Annotated in this window: 13 protein-coding genes; 7 read left to right on the forward strand and 6 right to left on the reverse strand. The window is 49.6% G+C overall.

Going from position 1 to position 14,605, the window contains the following annotated elements; translation table 11 throughout:
* Window positions 1-151: 151 nt before the first annotated feature.
* Together mobB and mobA are read right to left on the reverse strand one after the other, a co-directional pair.
* Window positions 152-682 carry a molybdopterin-guanine dinucleotide biosynthesis protein MobB gene (gene mobB, locus GW579_RS22380; protein ID WP_165061974.1) on the reverse strand — a complete coding sequence of 177 codons (531 nt, stop codon included), beginning with the start codon at window positions 680-682 and terminating at the stop codon, window positions 152-154.
* The gene (gene mobA / locus GW579_RS22385) at window positions 672-1,268 is read right to left on the reverse strand and encodes a molybdenum cofactor guanylyltransferase MobA (RefSeq protein WP_165061976.1); all 597 of its coding nucleotides are present in this window, start codon (window positions 1,266-1,268) and stop codon (window positions 672-674) included. Before mobA ends, mobB begins: the two co-directional genes overlap by 11 nt.
* 153 nt (window positions 1,269-1,421) lie before the next feature.
* On the opposite strand from mobA, the gene GW579_RS22390 reads away from it, so the two are divergent.
* The 5 genes from GW579_RS22390 (at window position 1,422) to spfP (ending at window position 6,861) form a co-directional block, all read left to right on the forward strand.
* Complete coding sequence (locus GW579_RS22390; protein ID WP_152324935.1) at window positions 1,422-1,691, forward strand: YihD family protein; 270 nt, start codon at window positions 1,422-1,424, stop codon at window positions 1,689-1,691.
* A 92-nt stretch (window positions 1,692-1,783) separates the two neighbouring features.
* Window positions 1,784-2,770, forward strand: coding sequence for a serine/threonine protein kinase (locus GW579_RS22395; RefSeq protein ID WP_152324937.1), 987 nt, complete (start codon window positions 1,784-1,786; stop codon window positions 2,768-2,770).
* 46 nt (window positions 2,771-2,816) lie between these two features.
* A complete protein-coding gene (gene dsbA, locus GW579_RS22400) occupies window positions 2,817-3,440 on the forward strand; it encodes a thiol:disulfide interchange protein DsbA (protein WP_165061978.1) in 624 nt (207 codons plus the stop codon).
* Window positions 3,441-3,828: 388 nt separating this feature from the next.
* A complete protein-coding gene (gene polA, locus GW579_RS22405; protein WP_165061980.1) occupies window positions 3,829-6,633 on the forward strand; it encodes a DNA polymerase I in 2,805 nt (934 codons plus the stop codon).
* A gap of 180 nt (window positions 6,634-6,813) precedes the next feature.
* Window positions 6,814-6,861 (forward strand): small protein SpfP, encoded by a 48-nt coding sequence (spfP, locus tag GW579_RS24025; protein ID WP_071892919.1) that lies wholly within the window; start codon window positions 6,814-6,816, stop codon window positions 6,859-6,861.
* Window positions 6,862-7,023: 162 nt separating this feature from the next.
* Here the strand turns inward: spfP and yihA are convergent, their stop codons facing one another.
* Entirely contained in the window at window positions 7,024-7,668 is a 645-nt protein-coding gene (gene yihA, locus GW579_RS22410; protein WP_152324939.1) for a ribosome biogenesis GTP-binding protein YihA/YsxC, read from the reverse strand.
* Window positions 7,669-8,248: 580 nt separating this feature from the next.
* Here yihA and yihI point away from each other — a divergent pair.
* Window positions 8,249-8,800: a Der GTPase-activating protein YihI gene (yihI, locus tag GW579_RS22415; protein ID WP_152324940.1), complete on the forward strand. Its 552-nt coding sequence runs from the start codon at window positions 8,249-8,251 to the stop codon at window positions 8,798-8,800.
* Window positions 8,801-8,987: 187 nt separating this feature from the next.
* Window positions 8,988-10,361 (forward strand): oxygen-independent coproporphyrinogen III oxidase, encoded by a 1,374-nt coding sequence (gene hemN, locus GW579_RS22420; protein WP_165061982.1) that lies wholly within the window; start codon window positions 8,988-8,990, stop codon window positions 10,359-10,361.
* 62 nt (window positions 10,362-10,423) lie between these two features.
* On the opposite strand, the gene glnG is transcribed toward hemN, so the two are convergent.
* From glnG to glnA, 3 genes are all read right to left on the reverse strand, one after another.
* Window positions 10,424-11,836: a nitrogen regulation protein NR(I) gene (gene glnG / locus GW579_RS22425; protein WP_152324944.1), complete on the reverse strand. Its 1,413-nt coding sequence runs from the start codon at window positions 11,834-11,836 to the stop codon at window positions 10,424-10,426.
* Between the two features lie 7 nt (window positions 11,837-11,843).
* Window positions 11,844-12,893 (reverse strand): nitrogen regulation protein NR(II), encoded by a 1,050-nt coding sequence (gene glnL, locus GW579_RS22430; RefSeq protein ID WP_152324945.1) that lies wholly within the window; start codon window positions 12,891-12,893, stop codon window positions 11,844-11,846.
* 253 nt (window positions 12,894-13,146) lie between these two features.
* Entirely contained in the window at window positions 13,147-14,556 is a 1,410-nt protein-coding gene (gene glnA / locus GW579_RS22435; protein ID WP_152324947.1) for a glutamate--ammonia ligase, read from the reverse strand.
* Window positions 14,557-14,605 lie beyond the last annotated feature (49 nt).

A 14,605-nucleotide genomic window follows, 5' to 3' on the forward strand; every position in this document is an offset into this window, starting at 1 on the left:
TCAGAAGTGAAACGCCGTAGCGCCGATGGTAGTGTGGGGTCTCCCCATGCGAGAGTAGGGAACTGCCAGGCATCAAATAAGTGGAAAGCCCTGTACTGACGTACAGGGCTTTTTGCTATGGGAAATTTGGAGAAACAAAAGAAGAGATACCCTAGTTTTGCTTATTTTTCAGCCACTGAAGTACAAATTCTCCTACTTTATCTACCTCATTTATATTCAGAATGCTGATTGCCTGTGAAACCGGTATGAACAGATCATCACTTGCGACAGCAATAACATGCAGATCTATCAGACTCTCCAGCGATTTCCCTGTTTCTTTTCTGTACAGCATTATTTTATCAATTTCTTCATGCTTAAATCCTTCTACTAAAATCATATCCAGATTATTACTGTCGAAACGCGCTGCCAGATATTCAAGATTCGGCTCGTCTTGTTCCGGCGTTTCAGTCATCAGCGCCCACCGGCTGCTGCTGGCAATCATAGTCTGGTCTGCGCCCGCTTTACGTAGCACAAAGCTATCTTTCCCCGGCGTATCCACATCCACATCATGATGGGTGTGTTTAATGAGACCGGTCCGTACGCCACGCTGTCGCAGATAGGGAATGAGCTGTTTCAGCAAGGTTGTTTTTCCGGTTCCGCTATAAGCGACGATCCCAAGCAAAGGCGTTTTTTTATTTATCATCTTGAGAGAGATCCGGGTTGTGGGTTTTCCAGTTAGCCACATCTTCCGGCGTGTTGAGATTGGAAAAGGCGGCAGAATCACTGAACAGCACCGATTTTGCTCCAATACTATGAAGAAAAATCATGAGCTTCCTGTCACCGTTTTTAAGATACGTCGTGAGTGCTGGTATCAGGCTCCTGTTTAACAGGCAAAGTGTTGGATGCTCACGTTCTGTGTCACGAGCATAAGCCGCTTTCTGTCCGGAAAGCCCGACAGATAACATTTCACTGAGATCGACAGGGAAAGCCGGAACGTCGCAGGGAACAAAGAGTACCCATTCGGTTTTGCTCACCGATAACGCTGCAAGCATACCGGCAAGAGGGCCTGAGAAATCCTGTTTGATATCCGGGACTGTCTGGAAATCCCTTCCGTAACGCTCAGAGTTCAGATTACAGCTGATCAGAATATCTCCGACTTGTGGGCGTAATCTTTGAGCGATGTGTTCAAATAAAGGCTGACCATGAATATCAATCAGTCCTTTATCTTCACCCATCCTGCTCGACCGACCGCCGGCTAAAATAACGCCAGTGATGCTACTACGATCCATAATATTTGCCCGTTGAAACCTCATTATTGCAGTTATTGTAACGCCATAATTTGGCCGCGCGCAGGTTAAACTTTTCTGCGGTGAGCTTGTACTTTCCCTGACGAAATAACCCTGTTATTTTTAAGGTCTGAAAACAAGTGGAGAAGGAATATCATGAAAGAGCATCGCGTAAACGAGTTGATCGAACTACTGCACCCGGCATGGAAAGAAGACTGTGATCTGAACCTGATGGAGTTTATTCAGAAACTGGCAACGGAATGTGGTTATCAGGGACAGTTGGGTGAACTGAGCGATGATACCTTGATTTATCACCTTAAAATGCGTGGTACCGACAGCACAGCTGAAATCCCGGGGCTTAAGAAAGACTATGAGGATGACTTTAAAACCGCTCTTTTACGTGCCCGTGGCGTGATTAAAGATTGATGTAAACTTATGTGAACTTCATGCGTGCCGCTAAAAATAGATGATACTATTTCCCATTGTCATTTTTCTGTGCGGCCAATCCGAATGAAGTCATGAACAATTCAGCATTTAATTTTCAGGCATTGTCGCCGGATCTTATCCTTGATGCTTTAGAGAGTGTCGGTCTTATTGCTGAGTCCGGCCTCACTGCATTGAACAGCTACGAGAACCGGGTTTACCAATTTCTTGGTGAAGACCGAAAACGTTACGTCGTGAAATTCTACCGCCCGGAACGCTGGAGCGAAGAGCAAATTTACGAAGAGCATCGTTTCTCGCTTGATATGGCTGATGCTGAAATACCGGCTGTCGCTCCGCTTTCAATCAATAAAGATACCCTCCATCGCCATCAGGGTTACCTGTTCACAGTGTTTCCCAGCGTGGGCGGTCGTCAGTATGAAATCGATAATCTGGACCAGCTGGAATGGGTGGGCCGTTTCCTCGGCCGCATTCATCAGGTTGGTAGTCAGAGCCCGTTCAAAGTTCGTCCGACGATAGGATTGGATGAGTATCTGACGCAGCCGCGCGAAGTTCTCGCGCAATGTTCCCTGATACCCGCCAGCCTGCGCGAACCTTTCTTATCCGCTACTGATAACCTGATCCGTACAACGCGGGAATTCTGGCATACGGACTGGCAGTCGATACGTTTACACGGTGATTGCCATCCGGGAAATATTCTCTGGCGTGATGGTCCGCTGTTTGTCGATATGGATGATGCCCGCACCGGCCCGGCCGTTCAGGATATGTGGATGTTGTTACATGGCGAGCAAAGTGAACAACGAATTCAGTTAGATATCTTGCTGGAAGCTTATGAGGAATTCGCCGATTTTGATTCCAGCGAGCTGGCGTTAATTGAGCCGCTGCGTGCTATGCGCATGGTCTATTATCTGGCCTGGGTCGCGAAGCGCTGGGGTGATCCTGCGTTTCCAAAAAGCTTCCCGTGGATGCAGGACGAAGATTTTTGGCGTGGTCAGATATCCGCTTTCACCGAGCAAATTAGGAAATTACAGGCACCTCCTTTACAGCTGATGCCAATGTACTGAGTCACGATTAATGTTCGAAGTTTAATTAAATGGAGATAGGCTTTATATGAAAAAGATATTCCTGGCACTGGTTGGTTTGGTTATGGCCTTCAGTGTATCTGCAGCACAGTTTTCTGATGGTGCACAGTACGTTACTTTAGATAAAACCGTTGCTAATGAACCACAGGTACTCGAGTTCTTCTCATTTTATTGCCCGCACTGCTATCAGTTCGAACAAGTCTGGCATGTATCAGACAGCATCCGTAAGAACCTGCCAAAAGATGTGAAATACACCAAATACCACGTGGAATTCCTGGGGCCTTTGGGTAAACAATTAACTCAGGCATGGGCTGTTGCTATTGCTCTGGGTGTTGAGGATAAAGTCAGCCCGCTGATGTTTGATGCCGTTCAGAAACAACAGTCTGTTCAGAATGCTGATGATATCCGTAAGGTGTTTATTCAGGCCGGTGTGAAAGGTGAAGACTACGATGCTGCGCTTAACAGCTTTGTAGTGAAATCACTGGTTGTTCAACAGGAAAAAGCCGCTGCCGATCTGGGTCTGCAAGGCGTACCTTCTGTATTTGTGAACGGCAAATATATGGTTAAAAATGACGGACTTGATACCAGCTCAATGGACAGTTACGTCAAACAATATTCTGATGTGATTAACTTCTTATCGACCAAAAAATAAGACGTTTTGATCCCAGCGCCAGCCTTAGGGCTGGCGTTCTATTTTTATAAAATTAAAAATCAGAAATGATTACTGACGAAAATATAAATGTCTTCTGCCGGTAATTGTTTTTAATAAATATAACTATCCACAAAAGCTATTAAGTTTCTATTACACGAAAATCCCCCGCCTACTTTCTATAACCTGATGAAACCAGTAGTTAAAATTCTGTAATATTTTCCAGTACATTTCAGATAATAATCCCCTTTGGAAACTATTCACAAACTTATCCACAGGAAGATCCTTCGAGATCCGTCGCAAGTTCGCAATGATTTTTCCTCCTGAGGTTCGTCTTTCCGGCTGGCTATGGCATCCTTAGAGCATGTCTGATCACGAATAAAGAAGAGTTATGGCCCAGATAGCAGAAAACCCCTTAATCCTGGTGGACGGTTCGTCTTACCTCTATCGCGCTTATCATGCGTTCCCGCCGCTGACGAACTCTGCGGGTGAACCGACAGGCGCGATGTACGGTGTGCTTAACATGTTGCGCAGTTTATTGCTGCAATACACACCAAGCCATGTCGCTGTGGTTTTCGACGCGAAAGGCAAAACCTTCCGTGACGAACTTTTTGAACAGTACAAATCCCATCGTCCTCCAATGCCTGATGATCTGCGCTCGCAAATTGAACCTTTGCACCAGATGGTTAAAGCCATGGGCTTACCCCTGCTGGTGGTTTCCGGCGTAGAAGCTGACGACGTGATCGGTACTCTGGCACTGGAAGCGGAAAAGGCAGGCCATGCGGTTCTCATTAGTACCGGCGATAAAGATATGGCGCAGCTGGTGACGCCGGGCGTGACGCTGATTAACACCATGAATAATGCGATTCTCGGGCCTGAAGAAGTCGTTGAGAAATATGGTGTACCGCCTGAACTGATTATCGATTTCCTGGCTTTGATGGGCGATTCTTCGGATAACATTCCGGGCGTGCCGGGCGTTGGAGAGAAAACAGCGCAAGCTCTGTTACAGGGCATTGGTGGCCTTGATGCGTTGTATGAAGATCTGGATAAAGTATCGACATTAAGCTTCCGGGGTTCAAAAACCATGGCTGCAAAACTGGCGGATAATAAAGAGGTTGCTTACCTCTCTTATCAGCTGGCGACCATTAAAACCGACGTTAAGCTGGATCTGTCTTGTGCCGAACTGACGGTTTCTGAGCCTGATGCCGATGAACTCCACAAACTGTTTGGCCGCTATGAATTTAAGCGCTGGCTGGCGGACGTCGAATCCGGTACCTGGCTGAGCGCTAAAAAATCGGCAGGAAAAGCGCCAGCAGCAGCTAAGAAAGCTGCGCAGAATGAAGAAACGACTTCAACATCTGCTGTCGAACCTAACCAGCTTTCGCAAGAGGGCTACGTTACTATTCTGGATCAGGCAACGCTCGATGAATGGATCGGTTATCTGAAAGCCGCTGATGTTTTTGCATTCGATACAGAAACCGATGGTCTGGATACGCTGACGGCCAACCTGATTGGTCTGTCTTTCGCGACAGAAGCAGGCAAAGCCGCTTATCTGCCCGTTGCTCATGATTATCTGGACGCGCCGGTACAACTTGATCGCGATCAAGTGCTTAAGCAACTTAAACCGCTGCTGGAAGATGAGAAGCAACTGAAAGTCGGGCAGAACCTGAAATTCGATCGGGGCATCTTATTGCGCTATGACATCGAAATGAAAGGCATTGCCTACGACACGATGCTTGAATCCTACGTTCTCGATAGCGTATCTGGCCGCCATGATATGGACAGCCTCGCAGATCGTTACCTCGGCCATAAAACTGTAGGTTTCGAAGAGATAGCCGGGAAAGGCAAAAATCAGCTGACTTTCAACCAGATCGCTTTGGAGCAAGCCGCGCCGTATGCAGCGGAAGACGCTGATGTTACGCTCCAATTGCATCAGGCGCTTTGGCCACGTATTCAGGAAAGTGAATCACTGAAGAAAGTTTTCACTGAAATTGAAATGCCACTGGTGCCAGTTTTGTCTCATATCGAGCGCACCGGTGTTTTGATTGATCAGAATATTTTGGCCGCTCATTCCAAAGAGCTGGCCATCCGCCTGAACGAGCTGGAAAACAAAGCGCACGAGCTGGCGGAAGAACCTTTCAACCTTTCTTCGACCAAGCAACTCCAGGCTATTTTGTATGAAAAACAGAAATTGCCAATTCTGAAGAAAACGCCAGGCGGGGCTCCATCAACGAATGAAGAAGTTCTGGCTGAGCTGGCACTGGATTATCCACTGCCAAAAGTGATTCTGGAATATCGTGGTCTGGCAAAGCTGAAGTCAACGTATACCGATAAGTTGCCTCTGATGATCAACCCGCAGTCTGGCAGGGTTCATACCTCTTACCATCAGGCGGTAACCGCTACCGGTCGTCTGTCATCCAGCGATCCAAACCTGCAAAACATTCCTGTGCGTAATGACGAAGGGCGTCGTATTCGTCAGGCTTTTATTGCGCCAAAAGATTACATCATTCTGGCTGCCGACTATTCGCAAATTGAACTGCGTATCATGGCGCATTTATCCAAAGATGAAGGTTTACTGAAAGCGTTTGCTGAAGGTAAAGATATCCACCGTGCAACCGCGGCAGAAGTCTTTGGTACGCCACTGGAAAGCGTCACCGGTGAACAACGTCGTAGCGCTAAGGCGATTAACTTTGGTCTGATTTATGGTATGAGCGCTTTTGGATTATCCCGTCAGCTGAACATTCCCCGTAAAGAATCTCAGCGTTATATGGATCTGTATTTTGAGCGCTATCCGGGCGTACTTGAATACATGGAACGTACACGTACTCAGGCTTCTGAGCAGGGTTATGTTGAAACGCTTGATGGCCGCCGTCTGTATCTGCCGGATATAAAATCCAGTAACGCCATGCGTCGTAAAGGCGCCGAGCGTGCCGCAATCAACGCCCCGATGCAGGGAACGGCAGCGGACATTATCAAACGCGCGATGATCTGCGTTGCTGATTGGCTCAAGCAATCCGATGCTCCTCGTGCCCGCATTATCATGCAGGTACACGATGAACTGGTGTTCGAGGTGCATAAGGATGATGTCGATGCAGCAAGTGAGAAAATTCGTAATTTGATGGAGTCGAGCATGGAGCTCGCTGTTCCGCTCAAAGTGGATGTCGGAACGGGTGAAAACTGGGACCAGGCTCACTAAGTGGTCATTTGACTAAGTGGATAGTAATTAAGCTTTTTTTGTAATTAAGCTACAGGATTATGTGCTCAGACCTTGAAGGTGATCGCATAATCCGCGATTTTTGTGTAAGTAAACTACAAAAAGTTCTTTTTCCCCGTCAGGAAATAGGGTAAAGTTTCTCTCGTAGGGTACAGAGGTAAGATGTTCTATCTTTCAGACCTTTTACTTCACGTAATCGGATTTGGCTGAATATTTTAGCCGCCCCAGGCATTTATGTCTGGGGCGTTTTTTATTGTGCTTTTCATGGCGTTGCGAAGGCTACCCTCAAACGCTATCCATAAAAAAGGGCGACCTGCTGGTCACCCTGATGATGTTCTTTACTTACACGTGCCTTTATAATGGCCGGTAACGTTATTCGCCGGACAATTCTTCTTCCAGCACTTCCGGTGGGATCTCGTTGAACCAGTTGTTCAGCTTATCGCTCAGTTTATCCACGCCCATTTTCTTCGGGGAAGAGAACGCTTCAACCTGAATATCGCCCATGAATTCTTTTACCGCTTCACGGACCATCTTGATTTGCGCCTGACGCGCACCGGAAGCCAGTTTGTCGGCCTTGGTCAGCAGCAACATTACCGGCGTACCAACATCCACTGCCCACTGAATCATCTGCTGATCAAGATCTTTAAGCGGATGACGGATATCCATCAGCACAACCAGACCTTTCAGCGAATTACGCATTTGCAGATATTCGCCCAGTGCGCGCTGCCATTTGCGTTTCATTTCTTCCGGTACTTCTGCATAGCCGTAACCCGGCAAGTCGACCAGACGGATGCCGGGTTTGACTTCGAACAGGTTGATCAGCTGAGTACGTCCCGGCGTTTTACTGGTACGTGCGAGACTTTTTTGCTGCGTCAGCGTATTCAGCGCACTGGATTTGCCGGCGTTTGAACGACCAGCAAATGCGACTTCAATGCCTTCGTCAGCTGGCAGGTGCCGGATATCCGGGGCGCTCATGACGAAATGGGTCATATGATAGTTGTAAGTTTGGCTGGTCAAAACGTGCGTCTCCGTGAGGCATGAGTATCTGGCTGGCGATTATAACTGCAACAGAGCCGAGATGTGTTCGTGTTTTTGAAATCCGAATGATGAGGCGAAGGGACCACAGAGATGAAGGCGGGGGAAATTGCCTTCATGATGTAAGACATTTGCTATTCATGATGCGGGTTATTTCGCTTGTTTTATCGCCGTAGTTTTTTAATTCTTATCGTAATCAAGAAGATAAAATTTGAGTGTTTCCGAAACTTCACTGGCGGCTGGCGGGTATCTTGAGCCTTTGCGCCAGTCGGGTAAAGTAATTCTTACGCGATGAAGGCAAGTAGGGAAACACGGATGAGTTCTGCATTCACGGATCACGGGAAATGCATTGCGATTTAAGGACGAACGGGGCCGGAGGCTCTGAAAGGCAAAGGAAAAACCGGGACGTTGACGCTATACAGGGAAAGTGTTTGAGGAATGTCCTTCTGTTGAAGGAAAGAAAAAGGCAGCAAGGTTAACTTGCTGCCTTTTTTCTTTGTTCGCTTTCTGCTAGATTCCGCCGCAAATCTATACTAAATGTACACACCTAAGAGCAGATGCCATGAAACAGCCAGCGAAAGCACCACGCGCCAAAACCGCGACAGCTAAAACGAAGAAGAAAAGTCGTGTAGAGCTTGATATCGAAGCGCGCGAACGCAAGCGTGATAACAAGCGCCGTGGCCATAAAGCAGGCTCACGTGCCAATCCGGATGCGGCTCAGAATCAAAACGGTTCTGGCGCTAAGAAAGCCGATCCGCGCATCGGCAGTAAGAAAGCAGTGCCATTAATCGTTGAGACAGTAACGAACAATGCGGCGAAAGCTAAAAAAGCCGCGCAGCCGAAACAAGATGCAAAACCAAAAATGACGCCGGAAGAAGAACTGACGTTGCTGGAAAATGATGAGCGGCTGGATTCACTCCTGGACCTTATCGATGACGGCAAAGCACTGAGCGCAGAAGATCAGGCTTACGTTGATCAGACGCTGGATCGTATTGATGTTCTGATGGAAATCCTCGGCATTGAACTCGGCGACGATGAAGATGACGAAGAAGAAGAGAAGAACGAAGACATGATGCAGTTGCTTAAGCGCGGAAATCCAAAAGACGGTTTCTAAGCTGTGCGCTGGGTCATCCCGGCAATAGCCTTACTCTTTGCATGTTATATGCTTTGGTTATTCGGTAAACTACGGCGGTTATCGAAAACCAAAGCACGTTTGCGCAGAGCGACCTTTTTCAGGCAGGCCAAAAGCCTGCCTGTAAGGGAAACCGGCAGCATCCGACGCCGGAAGGAGTAAGTTACCCATGTCAGAACAGACCACCGTCTGGGATTTAGCGCTGATCCAGAAGTACAACTATTCAGGTCCGCGATACACATCCTATCCAACTGCGCTCGAATTCAGCGAAAACTATGATGATGCGGCCTTTAAAAAAGCGGCTGCGCGTTATCCAGAGCGTTCCCTTTCGCTGTATGTGCACATTCCTTTCTGTCATAAGCTCTGCTATTTCTGCGGCTGCAATAAACTGGTGACCCGCCAACAGCATAAAGCCGAAGAATACCTTAACGTCCTAGAGAAAGAGATCAGCCACCGTGCGCCGCTCTTTAAAGGCCGTCAGGTCAACCAGCTGCACTGGGGCGGTGGTACTCCGACTTACCTTAATAAAGCGCAGATAAGCCGCCTGATGGGCCTTCTGCGGGCACACTTTGATATCCTGCCCGATGCAGAAATGTCACTGGAGGTGGATCCGCGCGAAATTGAGCTGGATGTACTCGATCATCTGCGCAGCGAAGGCTTTAATCGTCTCAGTATGGGTGTGCAGGATTTCAACAAAGAAGTGCAGCGTCTGGTGAATCGCGAGCAGGATGAAGACTTCATCTTTGCGCTGATTGAACGCGCACGTGCTCTGGGTTTCAACTCCACCAATATCGACCTGATTTACGGCCTGCCGAAACAAACGGCGGAAAGCTTTGCTTATACGCTGCAACGCGTGGCAGAGCTGAACCCGGATCGTCTTAGCGTGTTCAATTACGCCCACATGCCAAAATTGTTTGCCGCTCAGCGCAAAATCAAAGACGCCGATTTGCCGGGCGCAGAAGAGAAACTGAAGATTCTGCAGGAAACCATCGCCTCACTGACGGCGTCCGGTTACCGCTTTATCGGGATGGATCATTTTGCCCGTCCTGACGACGAACTGGCGATAGCCCAGCGCGAAGGCAAACTGCACCGCAATTTCCAGGGATATACCACGCAGGGCGACAGCGATTTACTGGGAATGGGGGTGTCAGCCATCAGTATGCTGGGCGATACCTATGCACAGAACGAGAAAGACCTTAAAACGTATTACACCAGAGTGGAAGATCAGGGGAATGCCTTATGGCGCGGTCTGGAAATGACCGATGATGACTGCCTGCGCCGCGATGTCATTAAATCGCTGATCTGCCATTTCGAGCTGTATTTCGCGGATATCGAACAACGTTATGGCATCCGCTTTAATGATTATTTTGCCGACGATCTGGCGCTGCTCAAACCGCTAACCGAAGACGGGCTGGTTGAGATGAGTGATACGCATATTCAGGTCACGCCGCGCGGCCGTCTGCTGATCCGCAATATCTGCATGTGTTTTGATATTTACCTGCGCCGCCAGGTTCGCCAGCAGCAATTTTCCCGGGTTATCTGACGCTCGCCGCATAAACAAAAACAGCCGCATTTGCGGCTGTTTTGCTTTCAGGCATCTGCCTTTTATTCCATACCCAGTTCTTTCAGTTTACGGGTCAGGGTATTTCGTCCCCAGCCCAGTAAACGTGCCGCTTCCTGTTTGTGCCCCTGAGTATGGCGCAGCGCCGTAGTCAGCAGCGTACGTTCCATCTCCGGCTGTGCTTCTGACAACAGGTTTTGATGACCGGAACGCAGGGCGCGATCGGCCCATTGTGCCAGCAACGTTGCCCAACTGTCCGGCAGGCTTTGCCCACCCGTCTCTGGCGCTGCCGTTTCAAACAATTCACTCGGTAAATCCTGAATCAGCACTTCCTGACCGGCGGCCATGACAGTTAACCAGCGACAGGTATTTTCCAGCTGGCGCACGTTGCCTTGCCACGGCAGACGGGTGAGCGCGGTTTCTGTTTCCGGATGCAGGTTTTTTGCTTCAACGCCCAGTTCTTTCGCCGCAACTTGCAGGAAATAACGCGCCAGACGCGGGATATCTTCACGACGTTCACGCAGCGGAGGCAGATGGACGCGGATCACGTTCAGACGGTGGAATAAGTCCTCACGGAATTTGCCTTCCTGAACCCGTAACTCCAGATTCTGGTGGGTAGCCGCGATAATCCTGACATCCACTTTTACCGGCGCATAGCCGCCGACCCGATAGAACTGCCCGTCAGCCAGCACGCGCAGCAGGCGGGTTTGAACATCAAGCGGCATATCACCGATTTCATCGAGGAACAGCGTGCCGTTATCGGCCTGCTCAAAACGTCCCTGGCGGATGGTATTCGCCCCGGTAAATGCGCCTTTTTCGTGGCCAAATAATTCGGACTCAATCAGGTCTTTCGGGATTGCTGCCATATTCAGAGCGATAAACGGTGCTTTGGCGCGCGGGCTGTGACGATGCAAAGCATGGGCGACCAGCTCTTTACCGGTTCCGGATTCCCCGTTTATCAGCACGCTGATTGAAGAGCGTGATAACCGGCCGATGATACGGAACACGTCCTGCATGGCTGGCGCTTCACCAATAATATCAGCTGTCGGGCCACTGGCGGGCTGGCTGCGCGCGGGTTGTTGTTGTTCCTGATAATGACTGATCGCACGCTCGACAAGCGCAACGGCTTCGTCGATATCGAACGGTTTTGGCAGATAATCAAACGCACCTTGCTGATAGGCGCTGACCGCGGCATCCAGATCGGAATGCGCTGTCATTATGATGACCGGAAGCATCGGATGGCGCTGTTTAATCTGTTTTAACAGCGCTAAACCGTCCATGCCGGGCATACGGATATCTGATAACAAAACGTCAGGGGTTTGAGTCGCAATGGCATCAAGCACTTCATTGCCGCTGTCAAACGTGGTGCAGGTTAAACCGGCTCCAGTGAGCGCGCGTTCAAGTACCCAGCGGATGGAGCTATCGTCATCGACGATCCAGACTATCCCTCGTTGCATAATAACCTCACTGGCGAATAGGCAGGAAAACCGAGAATTCGGTGTGTCCTGGCCAACTGTTAAATTCAACTTTACCCGAATGCTGATCAATCAAACTGCGCGCGATGGAGAGGCCCAAACCGGTGCCCCCTTCGCGGCCACTGACCATGGGGTAAAAAAGGGTGTCCTGCAAATGCGCCGGTACGCCAGGGCCGTCATCTTCAATATCGATACGGGCCACCAGACGATAACGCACGCCGTGTAACGTAATCTGGAAAGCCGTGCGTGTGCGCAAAGTAATTGTGCCGCCTTCGTCCCCGAGCGCCTGCAATGCGTTGCGGGTGATGTTCAGCAAAATCTGTTCTATCTGATCCGGATCGTGCGCCAGTTCTGGCAGGCTCGGGTCATAGTCTCTGACCAGCTGAACGTTATCCGGTTTTTCCATCGACACCAGCTGGCAAACACGTTCGGCAACCTGATGAATGCTTTGTGTGACGTGCTGGCTTGGGCGTTGTGGCCCCAGCAGGCGATCAACCAGATTACGCAGACGGTCGGCCTGCTCAATAATGACTTTGGTGTATTCCAGCAGAGCCGGATCGGGCAGTGCTCTGGATAATAACTGGGCAGCACCACGCAGCCCGCCAAGCGGGTTTTTGATTTCATGGGCCAGGCCGCGGATCAAATCCCGTGCTGCAACCTGTTGAGCATGCTGCAATTGTTCCTGACTGAGGCGTCGCTGATTATCCATCGGCGCCAGTTCGACCAGAATAAAACCTTCCGGCAGCATCTGCGCAGTCAGTGAAAGTACGTGCGCGCGGCCATCGACAACCAGAGTCACTTCGCTGTCTGTAAAGCCCTGTCCGGCTGTCAGACTTTCACGCATTAAGTCGATATTGAGCGAAAAATATCCCACCAGTTCCGGCAAAGGAGTACCAAAGAGTTTGCGGGAACTTTGCGCCAGTAACTGCTGAGCGGCTGGATTGGCGTAATGCACAGCCAATTCGTCGTCCAATAACAGAACGCTGTTGATTAAGGAATTCAGGATCTGCCCAGCATCGGGCAGCTTGCCAGTTGCCATACCGCAGTCTCCCGCACCTGATTGGTGCATTTTATCTCGCTACCCGGCGAAATCACGGGCCAGAGGGGTTAAGCAGGAAAGAGTGTGGAGAAAAAAGCCCATCCGGAGATGGGCTGAAAGTTTCCACGGCAACAAATAAAATCGTCTTACTTAATTTTGACGCTAAAGGCTTTGTTACAACCAGGCCATCAGTCGTGTATTACGCTCAGCGCCAGATCAACAGCTGGCGCTGAGTTCAGGGTTTAATCAGAAATTAAACGCTGTAGTACAGTTCGAACTCAACAGGGTGCGGAGTCATACGCACACGATCCATTTCTTCTTTACGCAGACCGATGTAAGCATCGATAGCGTCATCAGTGAACACGCCGCCACGGGTCAGGAACTCGCGGTCTTCGTTCAGTGCGTTCAGAGCTTCTTCCAGTGAACCTGCAACTTTTGGAATTTCTGCTTCTTCTTCCGGTGGCAGGTCATACAGATTTTTATCCATCGCGTCGCCAGGGTGGATCTTGTTGATGATACCGTCCAGGCCGGCCATCATCAGTGCAGCAAACGCCAGGTATGGGTTAGCCGCTGGATCAGGGAAGCGTGCTTCGATACGCATGGCTTTAGGGCTGGATACGTGTGGAATACGGATAGAGGCAGAACGGTTACGCGCAGAATACGCCAGCATCACGGGTGCTTCGTAGCCCGGAACCAAACGCTTGTAGGAGTTGGTTGTCGGGTTAGCGTAGGCATTGATTGCTTTAGCGTGCTTGATGATACCGCCGATGTAGAACAGTGCCATTTCAGACAGGCCGCCGTATTTGTCGCCAGCGAACAGGTTGTTACCGTTCTTGGACAGAGACATGTGGCAGTGCATACCGGAACCGTTATCGCCAAACATTGGTTTTGGCATGAAGGTCGCAGTTTTGCCAAATGCGTGAGCCACGTTGTGAACCACGTATTTGTAGATTTGGATTTCGTCAGCTTTTTTGGTCAGCGTGTTAAAGCGGGTTGCCACTTCGTTCTGGCCAGCAGTTGCTACTTCGTGGTGGTGAGCTTCAACAACCAGACCCATTTCTTCCATGGTCAGACACATGGTTGAACGCAGATCCTGGGAGGAGTCGACCGGAGGAACCGGGAAGTAACCGCCTTTCACAGCAGGACGGTGACCTTTGTTGCCACCTTCGTATTTGGTGCTTGAGTTCCATGCGCCTTCGATATCATCGATAGCAACGTGGGAACCGGAGATGCTGCTGCCGAAGCGCACATCATCAAACAGGAAGAACTCTGGCTCTGGCCCGAACAGAACGGTGTCCGCGATACCAGAAGAGCGCAGGAAATCTTCTGCACGTTTTGCAGTAGAACGAGGGTCGCGGTCATAACCTTGCAGCGTAGTTGGCTCAAGGATGTCGCAACGAATGATCAGCGTGGTTTCTTCGTAGAACGGGTCAAGAACAGCAGTGCTCGCATCTGGCATCAAAACCATGTCAGATTCGTTAATGCCTTTCCAGCCACCGATTGAAGAGCCATCAAACATTTTGCCTTCTTCGAAGAAGTCAGCGCTAACCTGGTGTGCAGGAATGGTGACGTGCTGTTCTTTGCCTTTGGTATCTGTGAAACGTAAATCTACGAATTTCACTTCATGCTCATTCAGCATCGTCAAAACGTGTTCAGCGGACATACTAGTTCTCCCGAATTTCTCATTATCGTCGTGGAACGAATAACCATTT

Source organism: Rahnella contaminans (assembly GCF_011065485.1).
Classification (GTDB): Bacteria; Pseudomonadota; Gammaproteobacteria; order Enterobacterales; family Enterobacteriaceae; genus Rahnella; species Rahnella contaminans.

Coding starts and splice junctions, on each gene's coding strand:
- mobB (WP_165061974.1), bottom strand. CDS start 682: ATGATAAATAAAAAAACGCCTTTGCTTGGGATCGTCGCTTATAGCGGA.
- mobA (WP_165061976.1), bottom strand. CDS start 1,268: ATGGATCGTAGTAGCATCACTGGCGTTATTTTAGCCGGCGGTCGGTCG.
- GW579_RS22390 (WP_152324935.1), top strand. CDS start 1,422: ATGAAAGAGCATCGCGTAAACGAGTTGATCGAACTACTGCACCCGGCA.
- GW579_RS22395 (WP_152324937.1), top strand. CDS start 1,784: ATGAACAATTCAGCATTTAATTTTCAGGCATTGTCGCCGGATCTTATC.
- dsbA (WP_165061978.1), top strand. CDS start 2,817: ATGAAAAAGATATTCCTGGCACTGGTTGGTTTGGTTATGGCCTTCAGT.
- polA (WP_165061980.1), top strand. CDS start 3,829: ATGGCCCAGATAGCAGAAAACCCCTTAATCCTGGTGGACGGTTCGTCT.
- yihI (WP_152324940.1), top strand. CDS start 8,249: ATGAAACAGCCAGCGAAAGCACCACGCGCCAAAACCGCGACAGCTAAA.
- hemN (WP_165061982.1), top strand. CDS start 8,988: ATGTCAGAACAGACCACCGTCTGGGATTTAGCGCTGATCCAGAAGTAC.
- glnG (WP_152324944.1), bottom strand. CDS start 11,836: ATGCAACGAGGGATAGTCTGGATCGTCGATGACGATAGCTCCATCCGC.
- glnL (WP_152324945.1), bottom strand. CDS start 12,893: ATGGCAACTGGCAAGCTGCCCGATGCTGGGCAGATCCTGAATTCCTTA.
- glnA (WP_152324947.1), bottom strand. CDS start 14,556: ATGTCCGCTGAACACGTTTTGACGATGCTGAATGAGCATGAAGTGAAA.